The 14,843-nt window shown below is 72.9% G+C and carries 13 protein-coding genes; 4 read left to right on the top strand and 9 right to left on the bottom strand.

The annotated features are described in order from the left end of the window. Positions 1-13: 13 nt before the first annotated feature. Positions 14-916 (bottom strand): oxygenase MpaB family protein, encoded by a 903-nt coding sequence (locus tag ACFV0Q_RS08790; protein WP_385002599.1) that lies wholly within the window; start codon positions 914-916, stop codon positions 14-16. Between the two features lie 213 nt (positions 917-1,129). Between ACFV0Q_RS08790 and sph the strand changes: the two genes are divergently transcribed. After that, positions 1,130-2,125 (top strand): sphingomyelin phosphodiesterase, encoded by a 996-nt coding sequence (gene sph / locus ACFV0Q_RS08785; protein ID WP_385002596.1) that lies wholly within the window; start codon positions 1,130-1,132, stop codon positions 2,123-2,125. A 57-nt stretch (positions 2,126-2,182) separates the two neighbouring features. On the opposite strand, the gene ACFV0Q_RS08780 is transcribed toward sph, so the two are convergent. Then, positions 2,183-4,012: an AMP-dependent synthetase/ligase gene (locus tag ACFV0Q_RS08780; RefSeq protein WP_385002593.1), complete on the bottom strand. Its 1,830-nt coding sequence runs from the start codon at positions 4,010-4,012 to the stop codon at positions 2,183-2,185. Between the two features lie 87 nt (positions 4,013-4,099). On the opposite strand from ACFV0Q_RS08780, the gene ACFV0Q_RS08775 reads away from it, so the two are divergent. Both ACFV0Q_RS08775 and ACFV0Q_RS08770 read left to right on the top strand, forming a co-directional pair. Continuing rightward, positions 4,100-4,828 carry a MerR family transcriptional regulator gene (locus ACFV0Q_RS08775; RefSeq protein ID WP_385002590.1) on the top strand — a complete coding sequence of 243 codons (729 nt, stop codon included), beginning with the start codon at positions 4,100-4,102 and terminating at the stop codon, positions 4,826-4,828. Positions 4,829-4,838: 10 nt separating this feature from the next. Further along, a complete protein-coding gene (locus tag ACFV0Q_RS08770) occupies positions 4,839-5,513 on the top strand; it encodes a 1,4-alpha-glucan branching protein (RefSeq protein ID WP_385002587.1) in 675 nt (224 codons plus the stop codon). Between the two features lie 114 nt (positions 5,514-5,627). Here the strand turns inward: ACFV0Q_RS08770 and ACFV0Q_RS08765 are convergent, their stop codons facing one another. The 6 genes from ACFV0Q_RS08765 to ACFV0Q_RS08740 all read right to left on the bottom strand — a co-directional run bounded on the left by ACFV0Q_RS08765 (position 5,628) and on the right by ACFV0Q_RS08740 (position 12,918). Beyond that, complete coding sequence (locus ACFV0Q_RS08765; RefSeq protein ID WP_385002584.1) at positions 5,628-7,799, bottom strand: 3-hydroxyacyl-CoA dehydrogenase NAD-binding domain-containing protein; 2,172 nt, start codon at positions 7,797-7,799, stop codon at positions 5,628-5,630. Between the two features lie 46 nt (positions 7,800-7,845). Beyond that, positions 7,846-9,060, bottom strand: coding sequence for an acetyl-CoA C-acetyltransferase (locus ACFV0Q_RS08760; protein ID WP_385002581.1), 1,215 nt, complete (start codon positions 9,058-9,060; stop codon positions 7,846-7,848). Positions 9,061-9,087: 27 nt separating this feature from the next. Further along, a complete protein-coding gene (locus ACFV0Q_RS08755) occupies positions 9,088-10,230 on the bottom strand; it encodes an acyl-CoA dehydrogenase family protein (RefSeq protein WP_385002578.1) in 1,143 nt (380 codons plus the stop codon). Positions 10,231-10,242: 12 nt separating this feature from the next. Beyond that, a complete protein-coding gene (locus ACFV0Q_RS08750; RefSeq protein WP_385002576.1) occupies positions 10,243-11,268 on the bottom strand; it encodes an LLM class F420-dependent oxidoreductase in 1,026 nt (341 codons plus the stop codon). Beyond that, a complete protein-coding gene (locus tag ACFV0Q_RS08745) occupies positions 11,268-12,401 on the bottom strand; it encodes a CaiB/BaiF CoA transferase family protein (RefSeq protein ID WP_385002573.1) in 1,134 nt (377 codons plus the stop codon). Before ACFV0Q_RS08745 ends, ACFV0Q_RS08750 begins: the two co-directional genes overlap by 1 nt. Before the next feature lie 115 nt (positions 12,402-12,516). Then, the gene (locus ACFV0Q_RS08740; RefSeq protein ID WP_385002571.1) at positions 12,517-12,918 is read right to left on the bottom strand and encodes an MmcQ/YjbR family DNA-binding protein; all 402 of its coding nucleotides are present in this window, start codon (positions 12,916-12,918) and stop codon (positions 12,517-12,519) included. Between the two features lie 96 nt (positions 12,919-13,014). Here ACFV0Q_RS08740 and ACFV0Q_RS08735 point away from each other — a divergent pair, with 96 nt between their 5' ends. Then, positions 13,015-14,214 (top strand): saccharopine dehydrogenase family protein, encoded by a 1,200-nt coding sequence (locus ACFV0Q_RS08735; protein ID WP_385002568.1) that lies wholly within the window; start codon positions 13,015-13,017, stop codon positions 14,212-14,214. Positions 14,215-14,277: 63 nt separating this feature from the next. Here the strand turns inward: ACFV0Q_RS08735 and ACFV0Q_RS08730 are convergent. Then, a partial coding sequence (locus tag ACFV0Q_RS08730) for an endonuclease V (protein WP_385002565.1) occupies positions 14,278-14,843 on the bottom strand: 566 nt, incomplete at its 5' end.

Raw genomic sequence — 14,843 nt, 5'->3', positions numbered from 1 at the left:
GCGCCGGTACCCCTCAGCGGGTGCCGGCGCGTCGGCGTGCCCGGGCGGCGCGGGCGAGCGGCAGGTAGCGCAGCCGCTCGGGCAGCAGCGGTACGAGGATCCGCGCGGCCGTACTGAACCGCCGGAGCCTGCGCTCCTGCGCGGGGGTCCACTCCAGGCCGATGGCGGCCCGCGCGTCGGGCGGCAGGTACCCGACGGTGAGGAAGGCCCGGAAGCGCAGGAAGGCGGTGCGCAGCAGCGGCCAGGTCAGCCGCAGCAGCAGCCGGACGGCCGGGGAGGCGGCGTCGGGGCGGGGCAGGTCCGTGTCGGTGGCGAGCAGTTCGCGGGCGACCTTGGTCGGCTCGATCTCCTCGGCCAGCATCCGGTGGTAGTAGGGCCAGAACTCCTCGACGGTCTGCGGCATGTCCCGGTCGCGGAGCCCGAGGATCCGGCCCACCTGGAGCCATTCGCGGTACAGCTGCCGTTCCTGGGCGGGGGTGATGCGGCGGAACAGGTACCGCCCGGAGTACAGGGCGACGGGGAACCCGGTGGCGTGCACCCACGCGTAGCAGGCCGGGTCGAGGGAGTGGTAGCGCCGGCCCCGGGTGTCGGTGCCCTGGATCTCCTTGTGCAGGCGGCGCACCCGGCGGCCCTCCTCGGCGGCGTCGGCCCCGCCGTAGACCCAGAGCAGGACCGAGCGCAGGGAGCGTTCGCCGCGTCCCCAGGGGTCGGTGCGGAAGACGGAGTACTGGTCGACCCCGGCGCCGACGGCCGGGTGGGCGACCTGGAGGGTGAAGGCGGCGGGCAGCGTCAGCAGGGACCGGATGTCCCCGGCGGTGGTCCACAGCACCCCGCCGGGCGGGGGCGGCTCGGGGTCGCGGCCGCGGACCGTGGCCGCCCTCTCCGCGTTCGTGTTCGTGCCCGCACCCGTGCTCATCCGTGCTCCCCCGGTCCTTTCCCGACGCGCGTCGGGGTCCTTCCAGTATCGCCGCCGGGCGCCGCGCACCGCGTCCCGGGACCCTGCGGACGGGCCTCCCCCACGTTGTCGTGATCCGGACAGAAAGTCTTGTCACGGGTGTTACCCCGAAGTAACCGTGGCTGCTTGGATGACGGCGTCGATCTTCCCCCGCAGGAATGATGGAGACCCTCAATGCTGCACACCTCGCACCGTCCGGGCCGCGCCGCCGCCACGGCCGTCGCGGCGATCGCCGCGGGAACCCTGGCCGTCGCCGCCGCGCCCGCCGCCACGGCCGCGGAGAGCGCCGGCAGCGCCGCGCCGCGGCTCAGCGTCCTGACGTACAACACGTTCCTGATGAGCAAGAACCTGTACCCGAACTGGGGCCAGGACCACCGGGCCGCGGAGATCCCCAAGGCGTCCTTCTACCAGGGCCACGACGTGGTCGTGCTCCAGGAGGCCTTCGACAACGGCGCCTCGGACGCGCTGAAGGCCAACTCGGCCGCGAAGTACCCGTACCAGACCCCGATCGTGGGCCGCAGCACGAGCGGCTGGGACGCGACCGGCGGCGCCTACTCCTCCACCACCCCGGAGGACGGCGGCGTCACGATCCTGAGCAAGTGGCCGATCGTCCGCAAGGAGCAGGTGGTCTACAAGGACGCCTGCGGCGCCGACTGGTGGTCCAACAAGGGCTTCGCCTACGTCGTGCTGAACGTGAACGGCGCCCGGGTCCACGTCGTGGGCACCCACGCCCAGTCCACCGACCCGGGCTGCGGCGCCGGCGAGGCGGCGCAGATGCGCAGCCGCCAGTTCAAGGCGATCGACGCGTTCCTGGACGGGAAGAACATCCCGGCGGGCGAGCAGGTCATCGTGGCGGGCGACATGAACGTCGACTCCCGCACCCCGGAGTACGCCTCCATGCTGGCGGACGCCGACCTGGCCCCCTCCGACACCCGCACGGGCCACCCGTACTCGTTCGACACGGCGCTCAACTCGATCGCGAACTACCGCTACCCGACGGACCCCCGCGAGGACCTGGACTACGTCCTGTACCGCAAGGGCAACGCCCGCCCGGCGAACTGGAACAACAACGTCGTCAAGGAGCAGTCGGCGCCCTGGACGGTCTCCAGCTGGGGCACCTCCTACACCTACACCAACCTCTCGGACCACTACCCGCTGATCGGGTCCTGAGAACGGCCTCCGGTCCGGGTGCCCGCCGCCGCCACGGCGCGCACCCGGACCGGGCGGCTACGGGGCCGCTGCGTAGAGTTCCTCGATCAGGGAGCCGTACTTCTCCCGGACCACCCGGCGGCGCAGTTTCAGCGAGGGGGTGAGTTCGCCGGTCTGCGGGCCCCATTCCTCGGCGAGCAGCCGGTAGCGCTTGATCTGCTCGGTGCGGTTGAGCCGGGCGTTGGCCGCGGCCACGGCACGGGCCGTCTCCTCCAGGACGGCCGGATGCTCGGCGAGCTCGGCCGGGGAAGCGGCCTCGATCCCCCGGGCGGCCGCCCACGCGGGGGCCAGTTCGGCGTCCAGGACCAGCAGGGCGACCAGGTAGGAGCGGCCGTCGCCGTGCACCAGGGCCTGGCCGATCAGCGGGTGTTCCTTGACGGTGTTCTCCACCAGGGCCGGGGAGACGTTCTTGCCGTTCGAGGTGATGATCAGTTCCTTCTTGCGGTCGGTGATCCACAGGAAGCCGTCCCCGTCGATCCGGCCCACGTCCCCGGTGGGGAACCAGCCCTCGGCGTCACGGGCGCTCTCCACCGTCCCGTCGGGCCGCAGGTAGCCGTCGAAGACGGTGGCCCCGCGCGTGAGGACCTCCCCGTCCCCGGCGATCCGCAGCTCCAGCCCCTCGATCGGGCGGCCCACCGAGCCCAGCCGGAACCCGTCGGGGCTGTTGACGGTGCACACGCCGGAGGTCTCGGTCAGCCCCCACGCGTCCATGATGGTGATCCCCCAGCCCGCCCAGAAGCGGACCACGTCGATCGGCATCGGCGCGGTGGCGCTGCCCGTCCAGACGAGCCGGTCCAGCCCGGCCCGCTCCAGCAGTGGATCCAGCACCCGCTCCTTGACGCGGGCGTACGAGGCTTCGAGCGCGGCCGGCACCTCCTCGCCCCGCTCCCGGTGCCCGGCCCGGGCGCGGGCCAGGCCGCCCGCCTCCTCGATGGCCCGCCGCTGTTCCTCGGGCAGCCGGGCGACGACGGCCTTGACGGCCGCGGCCAGCTTCTCCCAGACCCGGGGCACGCCGAAGAACTGCACGGGGCGCAGCTCGCGGACCGCGCCCGCCACGGCGGTGGGGTCCGCGACCAGCCGGACGTGGGCCGCCCGCAGCAGGGGCAGGTAGATGCCGAGGATCCGCTCGGCGATGTGCGCGAAGGGCAGGTAGCAGACGTGCTCGGCGTGCTCGGGCAGCTCGGTGTTCCGGTCGAGCCGGACCGACTGGAGCATCAGGTTGCGGTGGGTGAGCCGGACCCCCTTGGGGTCGCCGGTGGTGCCCGAGGTGTAGACGACCGTCAGGGCGTCCTCGGGGCGGGCCTCGCGCCAGCCCTTCTCGAAGTCCTCGGCGCGGTGCAGCCGGGCGCCGCTCGCGCAGAGGGAGCCGTAGGTGGAGTGCGCCCCCGCCTCGGCGGCCTCGGCGACCACGAGCCGCTCCAGGGGCACGCCGGGATCCTCCAGCAGCGGTTCCCACCGGGCCAGTTCGCGGGCCCCCTCGACGACGGCCAGCCGGGCCCGGCTGTGGCGGGCTATGTGGGCGATCTGCTCGGGCGCGGAGGTTCCGTACACGGTGACGGGGACGGCGCCGAGGTGGACGAGGGCCAGGTCGCTGAGCCAGTGCTCGGGCCGGTTGCCCATCATCATCAGGACGTGCTCGCCGCGCTCGACGCCGAGGGCGGCGTAGCCCGCGGCGAGGACGGCGACCTTGCGGCGGACCTCGCTCCAGGTGAGGGTCCGCCAGCCGTCCTCCTCCCCCTCGCGCCAGGAGAGGGCGGGCAGCTCGCCGTGTTCGGCGGCGTTGCGGACCAGCAGGGCGGGCAGGGTGAGCTCTTCGGGTCGTCCGGGCAGTCGCAGGTTCGTGGTCATGGGCAGCTCCTGGCCGTTTCACATCGTTGGTGCGACAGCAATACTGTTGAACCCAAGCTGTGGAGCAGAGAGAGCGAGGAGCGGACGATGGCCGACCGGGCGACCGAGCCGATGCTCACCGTGGACGAGCTGGCCGCCAAGGCCGGTGTCACCGTTCGCACCGTACGGTTCTACAGCACGCGCGGGCTTTTGCCCCCTCCCGTGATCGGACCCCGTCGGGTGGGCCACTACGGCCCGGAGCACGAGTCCCGGCTGGCGCTCATCGAGGAGTTGCAGCACCAGGGCATGACCCTGTCGGCGATCCAGCGCTACCTGGACGCGCTCCCCGACGACCTGAGCGCGCACGATCTGGCGATCCACCGGGCGCTGGTGGCCACCTGGGCCCCGGACGCGGCGCGGGAGGTGTCGCGGGCGGAGCTGGAGAAGCGGGCCGGGCGGAGCCTGTCGGACACCGACCTGCGCAGGCTCGCCGCGATGAACGTGCTCGCGGAGGCGGGGGACGGCTTCCGGATGGACGTGGGGCTGCTGCGGCTCGGGGTCGCGCTGCTCGACGTACCGATCGCGCACGAGACGATCCTCGCGGCCCGCACGGTGCTCCTGGAGCACGCCCGGACGGCGGCGCACGAGCTGACGGCGCTGTTCCGGGACGAGGTGTGGGGGCCCTTCACGGAGGGCGAGAGCGATCCGGAGCGGGTGGAGTCGATGAAGGCGCTGTCGGCGCACATGCAGCCGATGGTGGTGCAGGCGCTGGTGACGGCCTTCCAGCGCTCGCTGAAGGCCGAATTGCGGGCGGCGTTCGTCCCGGAGGGCGAGTAGGTTCACCGGCATGGCTGTCATCCACCGCACCACACTGTCCCCGACCAAACTCGAACTCCTCGCCGAGTGGCTCCCCTCCAGGCCCTGGTACCGGGGCACGAAGGACGCCCCTGCGCTCACCAGGGCGGGCGGTTTCCGGCTCGACGACCCCGAGGGCGAGGTGGGCATCGAGTTCATGGTGGTCACCGACACCTCCGGGGACGAGCCCGTCGCCCACCTGGTCCCGCTCACCTACCGCGGGGCCCCGCTGGACGGCGCCGGGGAAGGACTGATCGGCACCATGGAGCACGGGGTGCTGGGCACGCGCTGGGTCTACGACAGCCTGCACGACCCGGTCCTGGTGGAGCAGTTGCTGGCGCTGCTGGCCGGCCGCGCCACGGCCCAGGCGCAGAGCGAGAGCAACACCCCCGACCCGACGGTGGAGGTCCGCGCCGTACGGGCGGACGTACCCGCGCCCCTGGCCGGTACCGGGAAGGTGTCCGACACCGCCGACGCCACCGTCATCGCAGTGGGCCCGGCCGACGGACCGGGACCGCTCTTCGACCTCGTCCTGTCGCGGGTGCTGCGCCCAGGTCCCGCCGCCGACGGCGACGGGCTGCCGGGACGGGTGCTGGCCGGGTGGACCGACCCGGACGGCGCCGCTCGGCGCGGGGTGTTCGCCGCGTTGCGCGCCGCCGGGCACTGAGACGGCGCCGGTGCGGCTCAGGACGCCACACCGGCACGGCCGTGGGACGGCCGGTACGCCCGTCCCGGGCCCGCTCGCGCGCGGGCCCGGGGCGGGCGTGGGGAGCGCCCGCGCTCAGTCGGCGTAGCTCTCGCCCCGTTCGGCCTTGGCCACGAGAGAGGCGGGCGGGGTGAAGCGCTCGCCGTACGTGGCGGCCAGCTCGCGGGCGCGGGCGACGAAGCCCGGCAGACCGCCCTCGTAGCCGTTGATGTACTGGATCACGCCGCCGGTCCAGGCCGGGAAACCGATGCCCATGATGGAGCCGATGTTGGCGTCGGCGATCGAGGTGAGCACGCCCTCGTCGAGGCAGCGGACGGTGTCCAGGGCCTCGGAGAAGAGCATCCGCTCCTTCATGTCCTCGAAGGGGATCCGCGCGTCCGGCTTGGCGAAGTGCTCGCGCAGGCCGGGCCAGATGCGGGTGCGCTTGCCCGCCTCGTCGTACTCGTAGAAGCCGGCGCCGCCGCTGCGGCCGGGGCGGCCGAACTCGTCCACCATCCGGTCGATGACGCCGTCGGCGGGGTGCTCGGCCCACGCCCGGCCCTCGGCCTCGAAGGCCTTGCGGGTCTCGTTGCGGATCTTGCGCGGGAGGGTGAGGGTGAGCTCGTCCATCAGCGAGAGCACCTTGGCCGGGTATCCGGCCTGGGCGGCGGCCTGCTCGACCGAGGCGGGCTCGATGCCCTCGCCGACCATGGCCACGCCCTCGTTGATGAACTGGCCGATGACGCGCGAGGTGAAGAACCCGCGCGAGTCGTTGACCACGATCGGGGTCTTGTTGATCTGGCGGACCAGGTCGAAGGCGCGGGCGATGGCCTCGTCGCCGGTGCGCCCGCCCTTGATGATCTCGACGAGCGGCATCTTGTCGACGGGCGAGAAGAAGTGCAGGCCGATGAAGTCGGCGGGGCGCTTCACGCCCTCCGCGAGGCCGGAGATCGGCAGGGTGGAGGTGTTGGAGCAGAGCAGTGCGTCGGGGGAGATGACGTCCTGGATCTCCTGGAACACCTTGTGCTTGAGGGCGGTGTCCTCGAAGACGGCCTCGATGACGGCGTCGCAGCCCGCCAGGTCGGCGGCGTCGGCGGTCGGGGTGATCCGGGCCAGCAGCTCGTCGCGCTGGGACTCGGTCGTACGGCCTCGGGAGACGGCCTTGTCGAGCAGCTTCTCGGAGTACGCCTTGCCCTTCGCGGCGGCCTCGGCGGTGACGTCCTTCAGCACCACCTCGATGCCCGCGCGGGCGCAGGAGTACGCGATGCCCGCGCCCATCATCCCGGCGCCGAGGACGGCGACCTTCCTGACCTTGCGGGGCTCGACGCCCTGCGGGCGGCTGCGGCCGGCATTGACGGCCTGGAGGTCGAAGAAGAACGCCTGGATCATGTTCTTGGCGGTCTGGCCGGTGACCAGCTCGGTGAAGTACCGGGCCTCGATGGTCAGCGCGGTCTCGAAGTCCACCTGGGCGCCCTCGACGGCGCAGGCCAGGATGTTGCGGGGCGCCGGGTACGGGGCCCCGTTCAGCTGCTTCTTGAGGTTGGCCGGGAAGGCCGGGAGGTTGGCGGCGAAGCGCGGGTTGGACGGCGTACCGCCCGGGATCTTGTAGCCGGGGACGTCCCAGGGCTGCTTGGACTCCGGGTTCGCGTCGATGAAGGCGCGCGCCTTGGCGAGCATCTCCTCGGGGGTGGCGGCCAGTTCGTGCACCAGGCCGTTGTCCAGGGCGCGCTGCGGGTTGTACTGGGTGCCCTGGAGCAGGACCTTGAGCAGCGCGTCGGCGATGCCCATGAGGCGCACGGTACGGGTGACGCCGCCGCCGGCCGGGAGCAGGCCGAGGGTGACCTCGGGCAGGCCGATCTTCGAGCCGGGGGCGTCGAGGGCGATCCGGTGGTGGGAGGCGAGGCAGATCTCGTAACCGCCGCCGAGGGCCGCGCCGTTGATGGCGGCGACGACCGGCTTGCCGAGGGTCTCGATGCGGCGCAGCGAGCGCTTGATGGCGGTGCCGGTCTCGAAGGCGAGGCCCGCGTCCTCGGGGCGCAGCCGGATCATGTCCTTGAGGTCGCCGCCCGCGAAGAAGGTCTTCTTGGCGGAGGTGTAGATGATGCCGCGGATGGAGTCCTTCTCGGCCTCGGCGCGGTCGGCGACCGCCGCGATGGAGTCCTTGAAGGCCTGGTTCATCGTGTTGGCGGACTGGCCGGGGTCGTCGAGGACCAGGGTGACGACGCCGGTCTCGTCCTGTTCCCAGCGGATCGTGGTGGACTCGCTCATGTTCGCTACTTCCGTGTGAGAGGAGGGATCAGGGGATCAGGACGGATCAGACGCGTTCGACGATGGTGGCGACGCCCATGCCGCCGCCGACGCAGAGGGTGACGAGGCCGTAGCGCTTGTCCTGGCGCTCCAGTTCGTCGATGACGGTGCCGAGCAGCATCGCGCCCGTGGCGCCGAGCGGGTGGCCTAGCGCGATGGCGCCGCCGTTGACGTTGACCTTGTCGAGGGAGACGCCCATGTCCTTGACGAAGCGCAGGACGACGCCGGCGAAGGCCTCGTTCATCTCGATGAGGTCGATGTCGTCGATGGTCAGCCCGGCCTTGGCGAGGGCCTTGCGGGTGGCCGGGGCGGGGCCGGTGAGCATGATGGTGGGCTCGGAGCCGGAGACGGCGGCCGAGACGATCCGGGCGCGGGGGCGCAGGCCGCCCCGTTCGCCCGCCTCGCGGGTGCCGATCGCGACGAGCGAGGCGCCGTCGACGATGCCGGAGGAGTTGCCGGCGTGGTGGACGTGGTCGATCTTCTCGACCCAGTGGTACTTCTGCAGGGCGACGGCGTCGAAGCCGCCGAGGTCGCCGATGTCGGCGAAGGAGGGCTTGAGCTTCGCGAGGGTGTCGGCGGTGGTGCCGGGGCGGACGAACTCCTCGTGGTCCAGGACGACCAGGCCGTTGCGGTCGGTGACCGGGACGACGGACCGCGCGAAGCGGCCGTCCTTGATCGCGGTCGCGGCGCGCTCCTGGGAGAGGGCGGCGTACTCGTCGACGTCGCGGCGGGAGAAGCCCTCGATGGTGGCGATCAGGTCGGCGCCGATGCCCTGCGGGACGAAGCCGGTGTCCCAGTTGGTCATCGGGTCGGCGAACCAGGCGCCGCCGTCGGAGGCCATCGGGACCCGGGACATCGATTCCACGCCGCCGGCCAGGACCAGGTCCTCCCAGCCGGAGCGGACCTTGGCGGCGGCCATGTTGACGGCCTCCAGGCCGGAGGCACAGAAGCGGTTCTCCTGGACGCCCGCCACGGTGTCGGGGAGTCCGGCGGCGATGGCGGCGATGCGGGCGATGTCGGAGCCCTGGTCGCCGACCGGGCCGACGACGCCGAGGACGATGTCGTCGATGGTGGCCGGGTCCAGGCCGGGGTTGCGCTCGCGCAGGGCGTGGATGAGGCCGACGACCAGGTCGATCGGCTTGGTGCCGTGCAGGGCTCCGTTGGCCTTGCCGCGGCCGCGCGGCGTGCGGATCGCGTCGTAGACGTACGCTTCGGTGCTCACTGGTCAAGCCTTTCTGAAGGTCCGGCGTCAGCCGAGGAGGGAACGGCCGATGATCTCTTTCATGATCTCGGTCGTGCCGCCGTAGATGGTCTGGATGCGGCCGTCGGTGAAGGCACGGGCGACCCGGTATTCCGTCATGTAGCCGTATCCGCCGTGCAGTTGCAGGCAGCGGTCGGCGACGCGCTTTTGGAGTTCGGTGGCCCACCACTTGGCCATCGAGGCGTGGACGTGGTCCAGTTCGCCGGCCGTGTGGTCGGTGATGCAGCGGTCGAGGAAGGTACGGGTGACCGCGCACTCGGTGGCCATCTCCGCTATCTCGAAGCGGATGTGCTGGAGCTTGGAGAGCGGCCTGCCGAAGGCCTCGCGCTCCTTCACGTACTGGGTGGTGATCTCCAGCAGGTGTTCGGCGGCGGCGATGGCGGCCATGGCGATGCCCATCCGCTCCTGCGCGAGGTTGGTCATCAGGTGGACGAAGGCGCCGTTCGGTTCGCCGAGCAGGTTCTCCTTGGGGACGCGTACGTCGTGGAAGAACAGTTCGGCGGTGTCCTGGGCCTTCTGGCCGATCTTGTCGAGGTTGCGGCCGCGCTCGAAGCCCTCCGTGCCGCGCTCGACGACCAGCAGGGACAGCCCGTGGGCACCGCCCTCGGGGGTGGTCTTGGCGACCACGATCACCAGGTCGGCGAGGATGCCGTTGGAGATGAAGGTCTTGGAGCCGTTGAGCAGCCAGTGGTCGCCCCGGTCCTCGGCGGTGGTACGGATCCCCTGGAGGTCGGAGCCGGCGCCCGGCTCCGTCATCGCGATGGCGGTGATGGTCTCGCCGGAGCAGAATCCGGGCAGCCAGCGGCGCTTCTGCTCCTCGGTGGCCAGCGAGGTCAGGTACGGCCCGATGATGTCGTTGTGCAGGCCGATGGCGAGGCCGGGGGCCCCGGCGCGGGTGAACTCCTCCGCGATCACGGCCGCGTAGCGGAAGTCGGTGTTGCCGCCGCCCCCGTACTCCTCGGGCACGGCCAGGCCCAGCAGGCCCTGGCGGCCCGCGGCCCGCCAGGCCTCGCGGCTGACGATGCCGTCCTTCTCCCACTGCTCGTAGTGCGGCAGCACCTCCTTGTTCAGGAAGGTGCGGACGGTCTCGCGGAACGCCTCGTGGTCGGCGTCGAAGATGCGGCGTTGCATCGGTCGGTCCCCCTACAGCCAGCTCTTGACGGTTTCGATCAGCCGGGCCGGCTCGGGGCCGACGGGCGTGACGTTGAGCATGGTGACGCCCGCCTCCCGGAAGGCCTCGACGCGCTCGCGCACGTACCCCTCGGGCCCGCACAGGGTCATGAGTTCGCAGAACTCGTCCGGGACGGCGGCCGCGGCGTCGCGCTTGCGCCCGGACAGGTACAGCTCCTGGATCCTGCGGGCCTCCTCGCCGTACCCGTAGGCGACGGCGAGGTCGTTGTAGAAGTTCTTCCCGGGAGCGCCCATCCCGCCGACGTACAGGGCGATCTGCGGGCGCGCGAGGTCCCGTACGGCGGCCGCGTCCTCGCCGATGGCCAGCAGGCCGCCCGCGACGGTCCGCAGCGGGCCGAGCTCCGGCGCGCGCTTGGCCGCGCCCTCGGCGAGGGCGCTGCCCCACACCTGTCCGGCCTTCTCGGGGAGGAAGAGGGTGGGCAGCCAGCCGTCGGCGATCTCGGCGGTCAGCGCGACGTTGGCCGGGCCGAGGGAGGCGACGTAGACGGGAATCCGGTCGCGCACCGGCCGGGTCAGGATCTTCAGCGGTTTGCCGTGCCGGCCGCCCTTCCCGGGCGGCAGCGGCATGTCGGTGATGCCGTGGTGGTCGATGGTCTCGCGGCGCCAGATCCGCCGGCACAGCTCGACGGTCTCGCGGGTGCGGCCGAGCGGCTTGTCGTACGGCTTCCCGTGCCAGCCCTCCACCACCTGCGGCCCGGACGCGCCGAGGCCGAGCAGGGCCCGGCCGCCCGAGACGGCGTCCAGTCCGGCGGCGGTCTGGGCGATGAGGGCCGGGGTGCGGGAGTAGACGTTGAGGATGGCCGAGCCGATCTTCATCCGCTCGGTCCGGGCCGCCAGGTAGCCCATGATCGTCGGCGAGTCGAAGCCCCAGGCCTCGGCCACCCACACGGCGTCGAGCCCGGCGGCTTCCAGCGCCGCGGCCTCGTCGGCGGCCTTGCGCGGGTCGCCCGCGTAGTCGAGCAGCATGGACAGTTCCATCAGGCGTCCCCGCCCTTCCCGGTCAGGCCCGGCACGTCCCAGTCGCGGGCCACGGATGCGGTGCCGGCGCCCGGCATCGCGGGACCGCTGGTGACGGCGGCCGGTGTCGCGGAGAAGCGGGGTGCGGGGGCGGGCTGGGTGATCCCGCCGAAGTCGGTGAAGGTGGAGCGGGCGGCGAGGTGCGGGTGGTGCGGGGCCTCGCGCAGGGAGAGGACGGGGGCCACGCAGGCGTCGGTGCCCTCGAAGACCTCCGTCCACTCGGCGCGGGTACGGGACTTGAAGCGCGCGGCGACCGCCTCGCGCAGTTCGCCCCAGCGGGCCAGGTCCTTGCGGGCGGGGGCCCGGTCCTTGATGCCGAGGAGCTCCACGAAGGTGTCGTAGAACTGCTGCTCCAGCGCGCCCACCGCCATGTACTGGCCGTCGGAGGTCTCGTAGGTGCCGTAGAAGGGGCAGCCGCCGTCGAGGAGGTTGGCCCCGCGCCGGTCCTGCCAGCCGCCGGCCGCGACCATGCCGTGGATCATGGCGGTGAGGTGGGCGGTGCCGTCGACGATCGCGGCGTCCACGACCTGCCCGCGGCCGCCGGGGGTGCGGGCGTGCTGGAGGGCGGCGAGGACGCCGATGACGAGGTAGAGGGAGCCGCCCGCGTAGTCGCCGACCAGGTTGGCCGGAACCGCCGGGGGTCCGTCCGGGTCGCCGATCATGCCGAGCGCCCCGGTCACGGCGATGTACGCGATGTCGTGCCCGGCGGTGTGGGAGAGGGGGCCTTCCTGGCCCCACCCGGTCATCCGGCCGTAGACCAGCCGCGGGTTGCGCGCGTGGCAGTCGGCCGGGCCGACGCCGAGCCGCTCGGCGACCCCGGGGCGGAAGCCCTCGATCAGTACGTCGGCCCGCTCGACGAGGTCCAGCACCAGGGCGGGCCCCCCGTCGGACTTGAGGTCGACCAGGACGGAGCGCTTGCCCCGGTTGGTGACGTCGTAGGCCGGGTCGATCGCGAGCCCTCCGCCGCCCGGCCGGTCCACGCGCACCACGTCCGCGCCGAGGTCGGCGAGGAGCATCGCGGCGAACGGCCCCGGACCGATGCCCGCCAGTTCGACGACGCGTACTCCCGCGAGCGGGCCTGCTGTCACTGCCATCGAGCCCCCAGCATCCTGGTGTGCGAGTGTGCATGCGCCTGGGCATGCGTGTGACACAACCGATGTAACACCAGTGATGCTAGGAACGCGTTCCACTCAGCACAAGAGCAAGCGCTTAGCCGTTTGGCGGGATCGGCCCGGTGCGGGCGTCGAGCTCCTTGAGGTGCCTCTTGAGCGCGACGGTCCGGTAGCTCTCCTCCACCCACTCGCACAGCACCTCCGCCGACGGAGCCCCCTTCTCCCCCAGCGGCACCGACACCCAGCCGGCTCTGCCCAGGCCGTAGCCGGTGGGCTCGGCCCCGGGTGCGGTCATCGCGTGGCCGTGCAGCGCCTCGTCCTTGAGCTTGACGGAGATGCCCGGCGGCTGGTGCCCGTCCGTGTTGCCCAGGAAGGCGAAGATCTTCTTGTTGACCTTGACCACGCAGTCCTCGGGCCCCCAGGGGAACTCCTCGACGGCTTCGGGCAGCCCCAGCGCGAACTCCCGTACCGTCTCCCACTTGCGCACCGCAGCCTTCATCGACGCCTCCCGCTTACCGCCGGTCACACCCGCTCGTACGGACAGCCGACTCCCACGCTAGCCTCAGCCACCGACACCAGCTGGGAGGAGCGGTCCATGAACGAGCACGTCCGGCACGGCAGTCCGCCACGGACCTACGACGTCGTACTCTTCGGCGCCACCGGGTTCGTCGGCGCGCTCACCGCCGAGTACCTCGCCGAGCACGCCCCGGCCGGGCTGCGGTGGGCGCTGGCCGGCCGCGACCCCGGCAAGCTGGAGCGGCTGCGCGAACGGCTGGCCGCCCTGCACCCCGCCTGCGCGGACCTGCCGCTGCTGCGGGCCGACGCCGCGGACACCGCAGCCGTGCGCGAGCTGGCCGCCGCCACCCGGGTGCTGGCCACCACCGTGGGGCCCTACGTCTGGTACGGGGCCGAGCTGGTCGCGGCCTGCGCCGAGGAGGGCACCGACTACGTGGACCTCACCGGGGAGCCGGAGTTCGTCGACCGGATGTACGTCGCGCACGACGCGCGGGCCCGGGAGACGGGGGCGCGGCTGGTGCACGCCTGCGGGTTCGACTCCGTCCCGGCCGACCTCGGGGCGTACTTCACCGTGAGCCGGCTGCCCGCCGGGGTGCCGCTGCGCGTGGACGGGTTCGTCCGCTCCAACGCCCTCTTCTCCGGCGGGACGCTCGCCTCCGCGCTCACCGCGATCGGCCGCGGCCCGCAGACCCTGGCCGCCGCGCACGCCCGCCGGCTGCACGAGCCCCGGGTGCCGGGCCGTCGCGTACGGGGACCCGTGGGGCCGCCGCGCTTCAGCCGGGAGACCGGGACCTGGGCACTGCCGCTGCCCACCCTGGACCCGGCGGTCGTGGCCCGGTCGGCGGCCGCGCTGGACCGGTACGGGCCGGACTTCCGCTACCGGCACTACGCCTCGGTGCGCCGCCTCCCGGTGGCCCTCGGCGGGACGGCCGCCATGGGCGTGACGGCGGCCCTGGCGCAGGTCCCGGCGGCCCGGCGGTGGCTGATGGCCCGCTGGGAGCCGGGCAGCGGCCCCGACGCGGAGCGCCGCGCGCGTAGCTGGTTCACGCTCCGCTTCGTCGGCGAGGGCGGCGGGCGGCGGGTGTTCACCGAGGTGTCGGGCGGTGACCCGGGCTACGGGGAGACGGCGAAGATGCTGGCGGAGTCCGCGCTGTGCCTGGCCCGGGACGCCCTGCCGGAGCGTGCCGGGCAGCTCACCACGGCGGTGGCCATGGGCGACGCCCTGCTGGACCGGCTCCGCAAGGCGGGCCTGCGCTTCCGCGTGGCCGACGCCCGCTGACTCCCGCCGACTCCCGCCGGAGCCCCCGCCGGAGCCCTCGCCGGGGCCCTCGCGCGGCGGCGCTCAGGAGGCCTCGCGCAGGGCCCGGCGGCAGAGGGAGTCCGCGTGCCGGGTGGTCTCGGGGATCCGGAAGCGGGGGCTCAGCGCGAGGGCGTGGGCGCAGGCGCCCTCCAGCGAGATGCGGTGGCCCACGGACACGTACACCGGCTTGATCCCGTCCTGGGTGCGCAGCGCCCGGCCGACGACGGCGCCGTCGGGCGCCAGCAGCGGGGAGGCGTCGCCGCGCCGGCCGCCCGGTTCCTCGTACGTGAAGGTGAACGGGTTCTTCGCGACGCCCATGCTGGGGAGCCCGGTGACCACCCCGAGGTGGCAGGCGAGGCCGAAGCCGCGCGGGTGGGCGAGGCCGTAGCCGTCGCAGACGACGAGGTCCGGGACGACGGTGAGGGCGTCGAGGGCGGCCAGTACGGTCGGCAGTTCGCGGAAGGCCAGCAGCCCGGGCACGTACGGGAAGCTGACGTGCCCGACGGCGGTCGCCTCCGCGGCCACCTCCAGCGTGGCCGCGTCGAGGACGACGGCCGCGGCGGCGACGAGGTCGCGCTCGTCGTCGTAGGCCACGTCCACTCCGGCGA

Source organism: Streptomyces sp. NPDC059564 (genome assembly GCF_042735575.1).
Lineage (GTDB): Bacteria > Actinomycetota > Actinomycetes > Streptomycetales > Streptomycetaceae > Streptomyces.
Note: the sequence above shows the minus strand (reverse complement) of the source record. Positions and strands in the feature narration are given on the sequence as shown.

Excerpts from the sequence above, each read along its gene's own strand:
- ACFV0Q_RS08790 (WP_385002599.1), bottom strand. The coding sequence starts at position 916 with ATGAGCACGGGTGCGGGCACGAACACGAACGCGGAGAGGGCGGCCACG.
- sph (WP_385002596.1), top strand. The coding sequence starts at position 1,130 with ATGCTGCACACCTCGCACCGTCCGGGCCGCGCCGCCGCCACGGCCGTC.
- ACFV0Q_RS08780 (WP_385002593.1), bottom strand. The coding sequence starts at position 4,012 with ATGACCACGAACCTGCGACTGCCCGGACGACCCGAAGAGCTCACCCTG.
- ACFV0Q_RS08775 (WP_385002590.1), top strand. The coding sequence starts at position 4,100 with ATGGCCGACCGGGCGACCGAGCCGATGCTCACCGTGGACGAGCTGGCC.
- ACFV0Q_RS08770 (WP_385002587.1), top strand. The coding sequence starts at position 4,839 with ATGGCTGTCATCCACCGCACCACACTGTCCCCGACCAAACTCGAACTC.
- ACFV0Q_RS08765 (WP_385002584.1), bottom strand. The coding sequence starts at position 7,799 with ATGAGCGAGTCCACCACGATCCGCTGGGAACAGGACGAGACCGGCGTC.
- ACFV0Q_RS08755 (WP_385002578.1), bottom strand. The coding sequence starts at position 10,230 with ATGCAACGCCGCATCTTCGACGCCGACCACGAGGCGTTCCGCGAGACC.
- ACFV0Q_RS08750 (WP_385002576.1), bottom strand. The coding sequence starts at position 11,268 with ATGGAACTGTCCATGCTGCTCGACTACGCGGGCGACCCGCGCAAGGCC.
- ACFV0Q_RS08745 (WP_385002573.1), bottom strand. The coding sequence starts at position 12,401 with ATGGCAGTGACAGCAGGCCCGCTCGCGGGAGTACGCGTCGTCGAACTG.
- ACFV0Q_RS08740 (WP_385002571.1), bottom strand. The coding sequence starts at position 12,918 with ATGAAGGCTGCGGTGCGCAAGTGGGAGACGGTACGGGAGTTCGCGCTG.
- ACFV0Q_RS08735 (WP_385002568.1), top strand. The coding sequence starts at position 13,015 with ATGAACGAGCACGTCCGGCACGGCAGTCCGCCACGGACCTACGACGTC.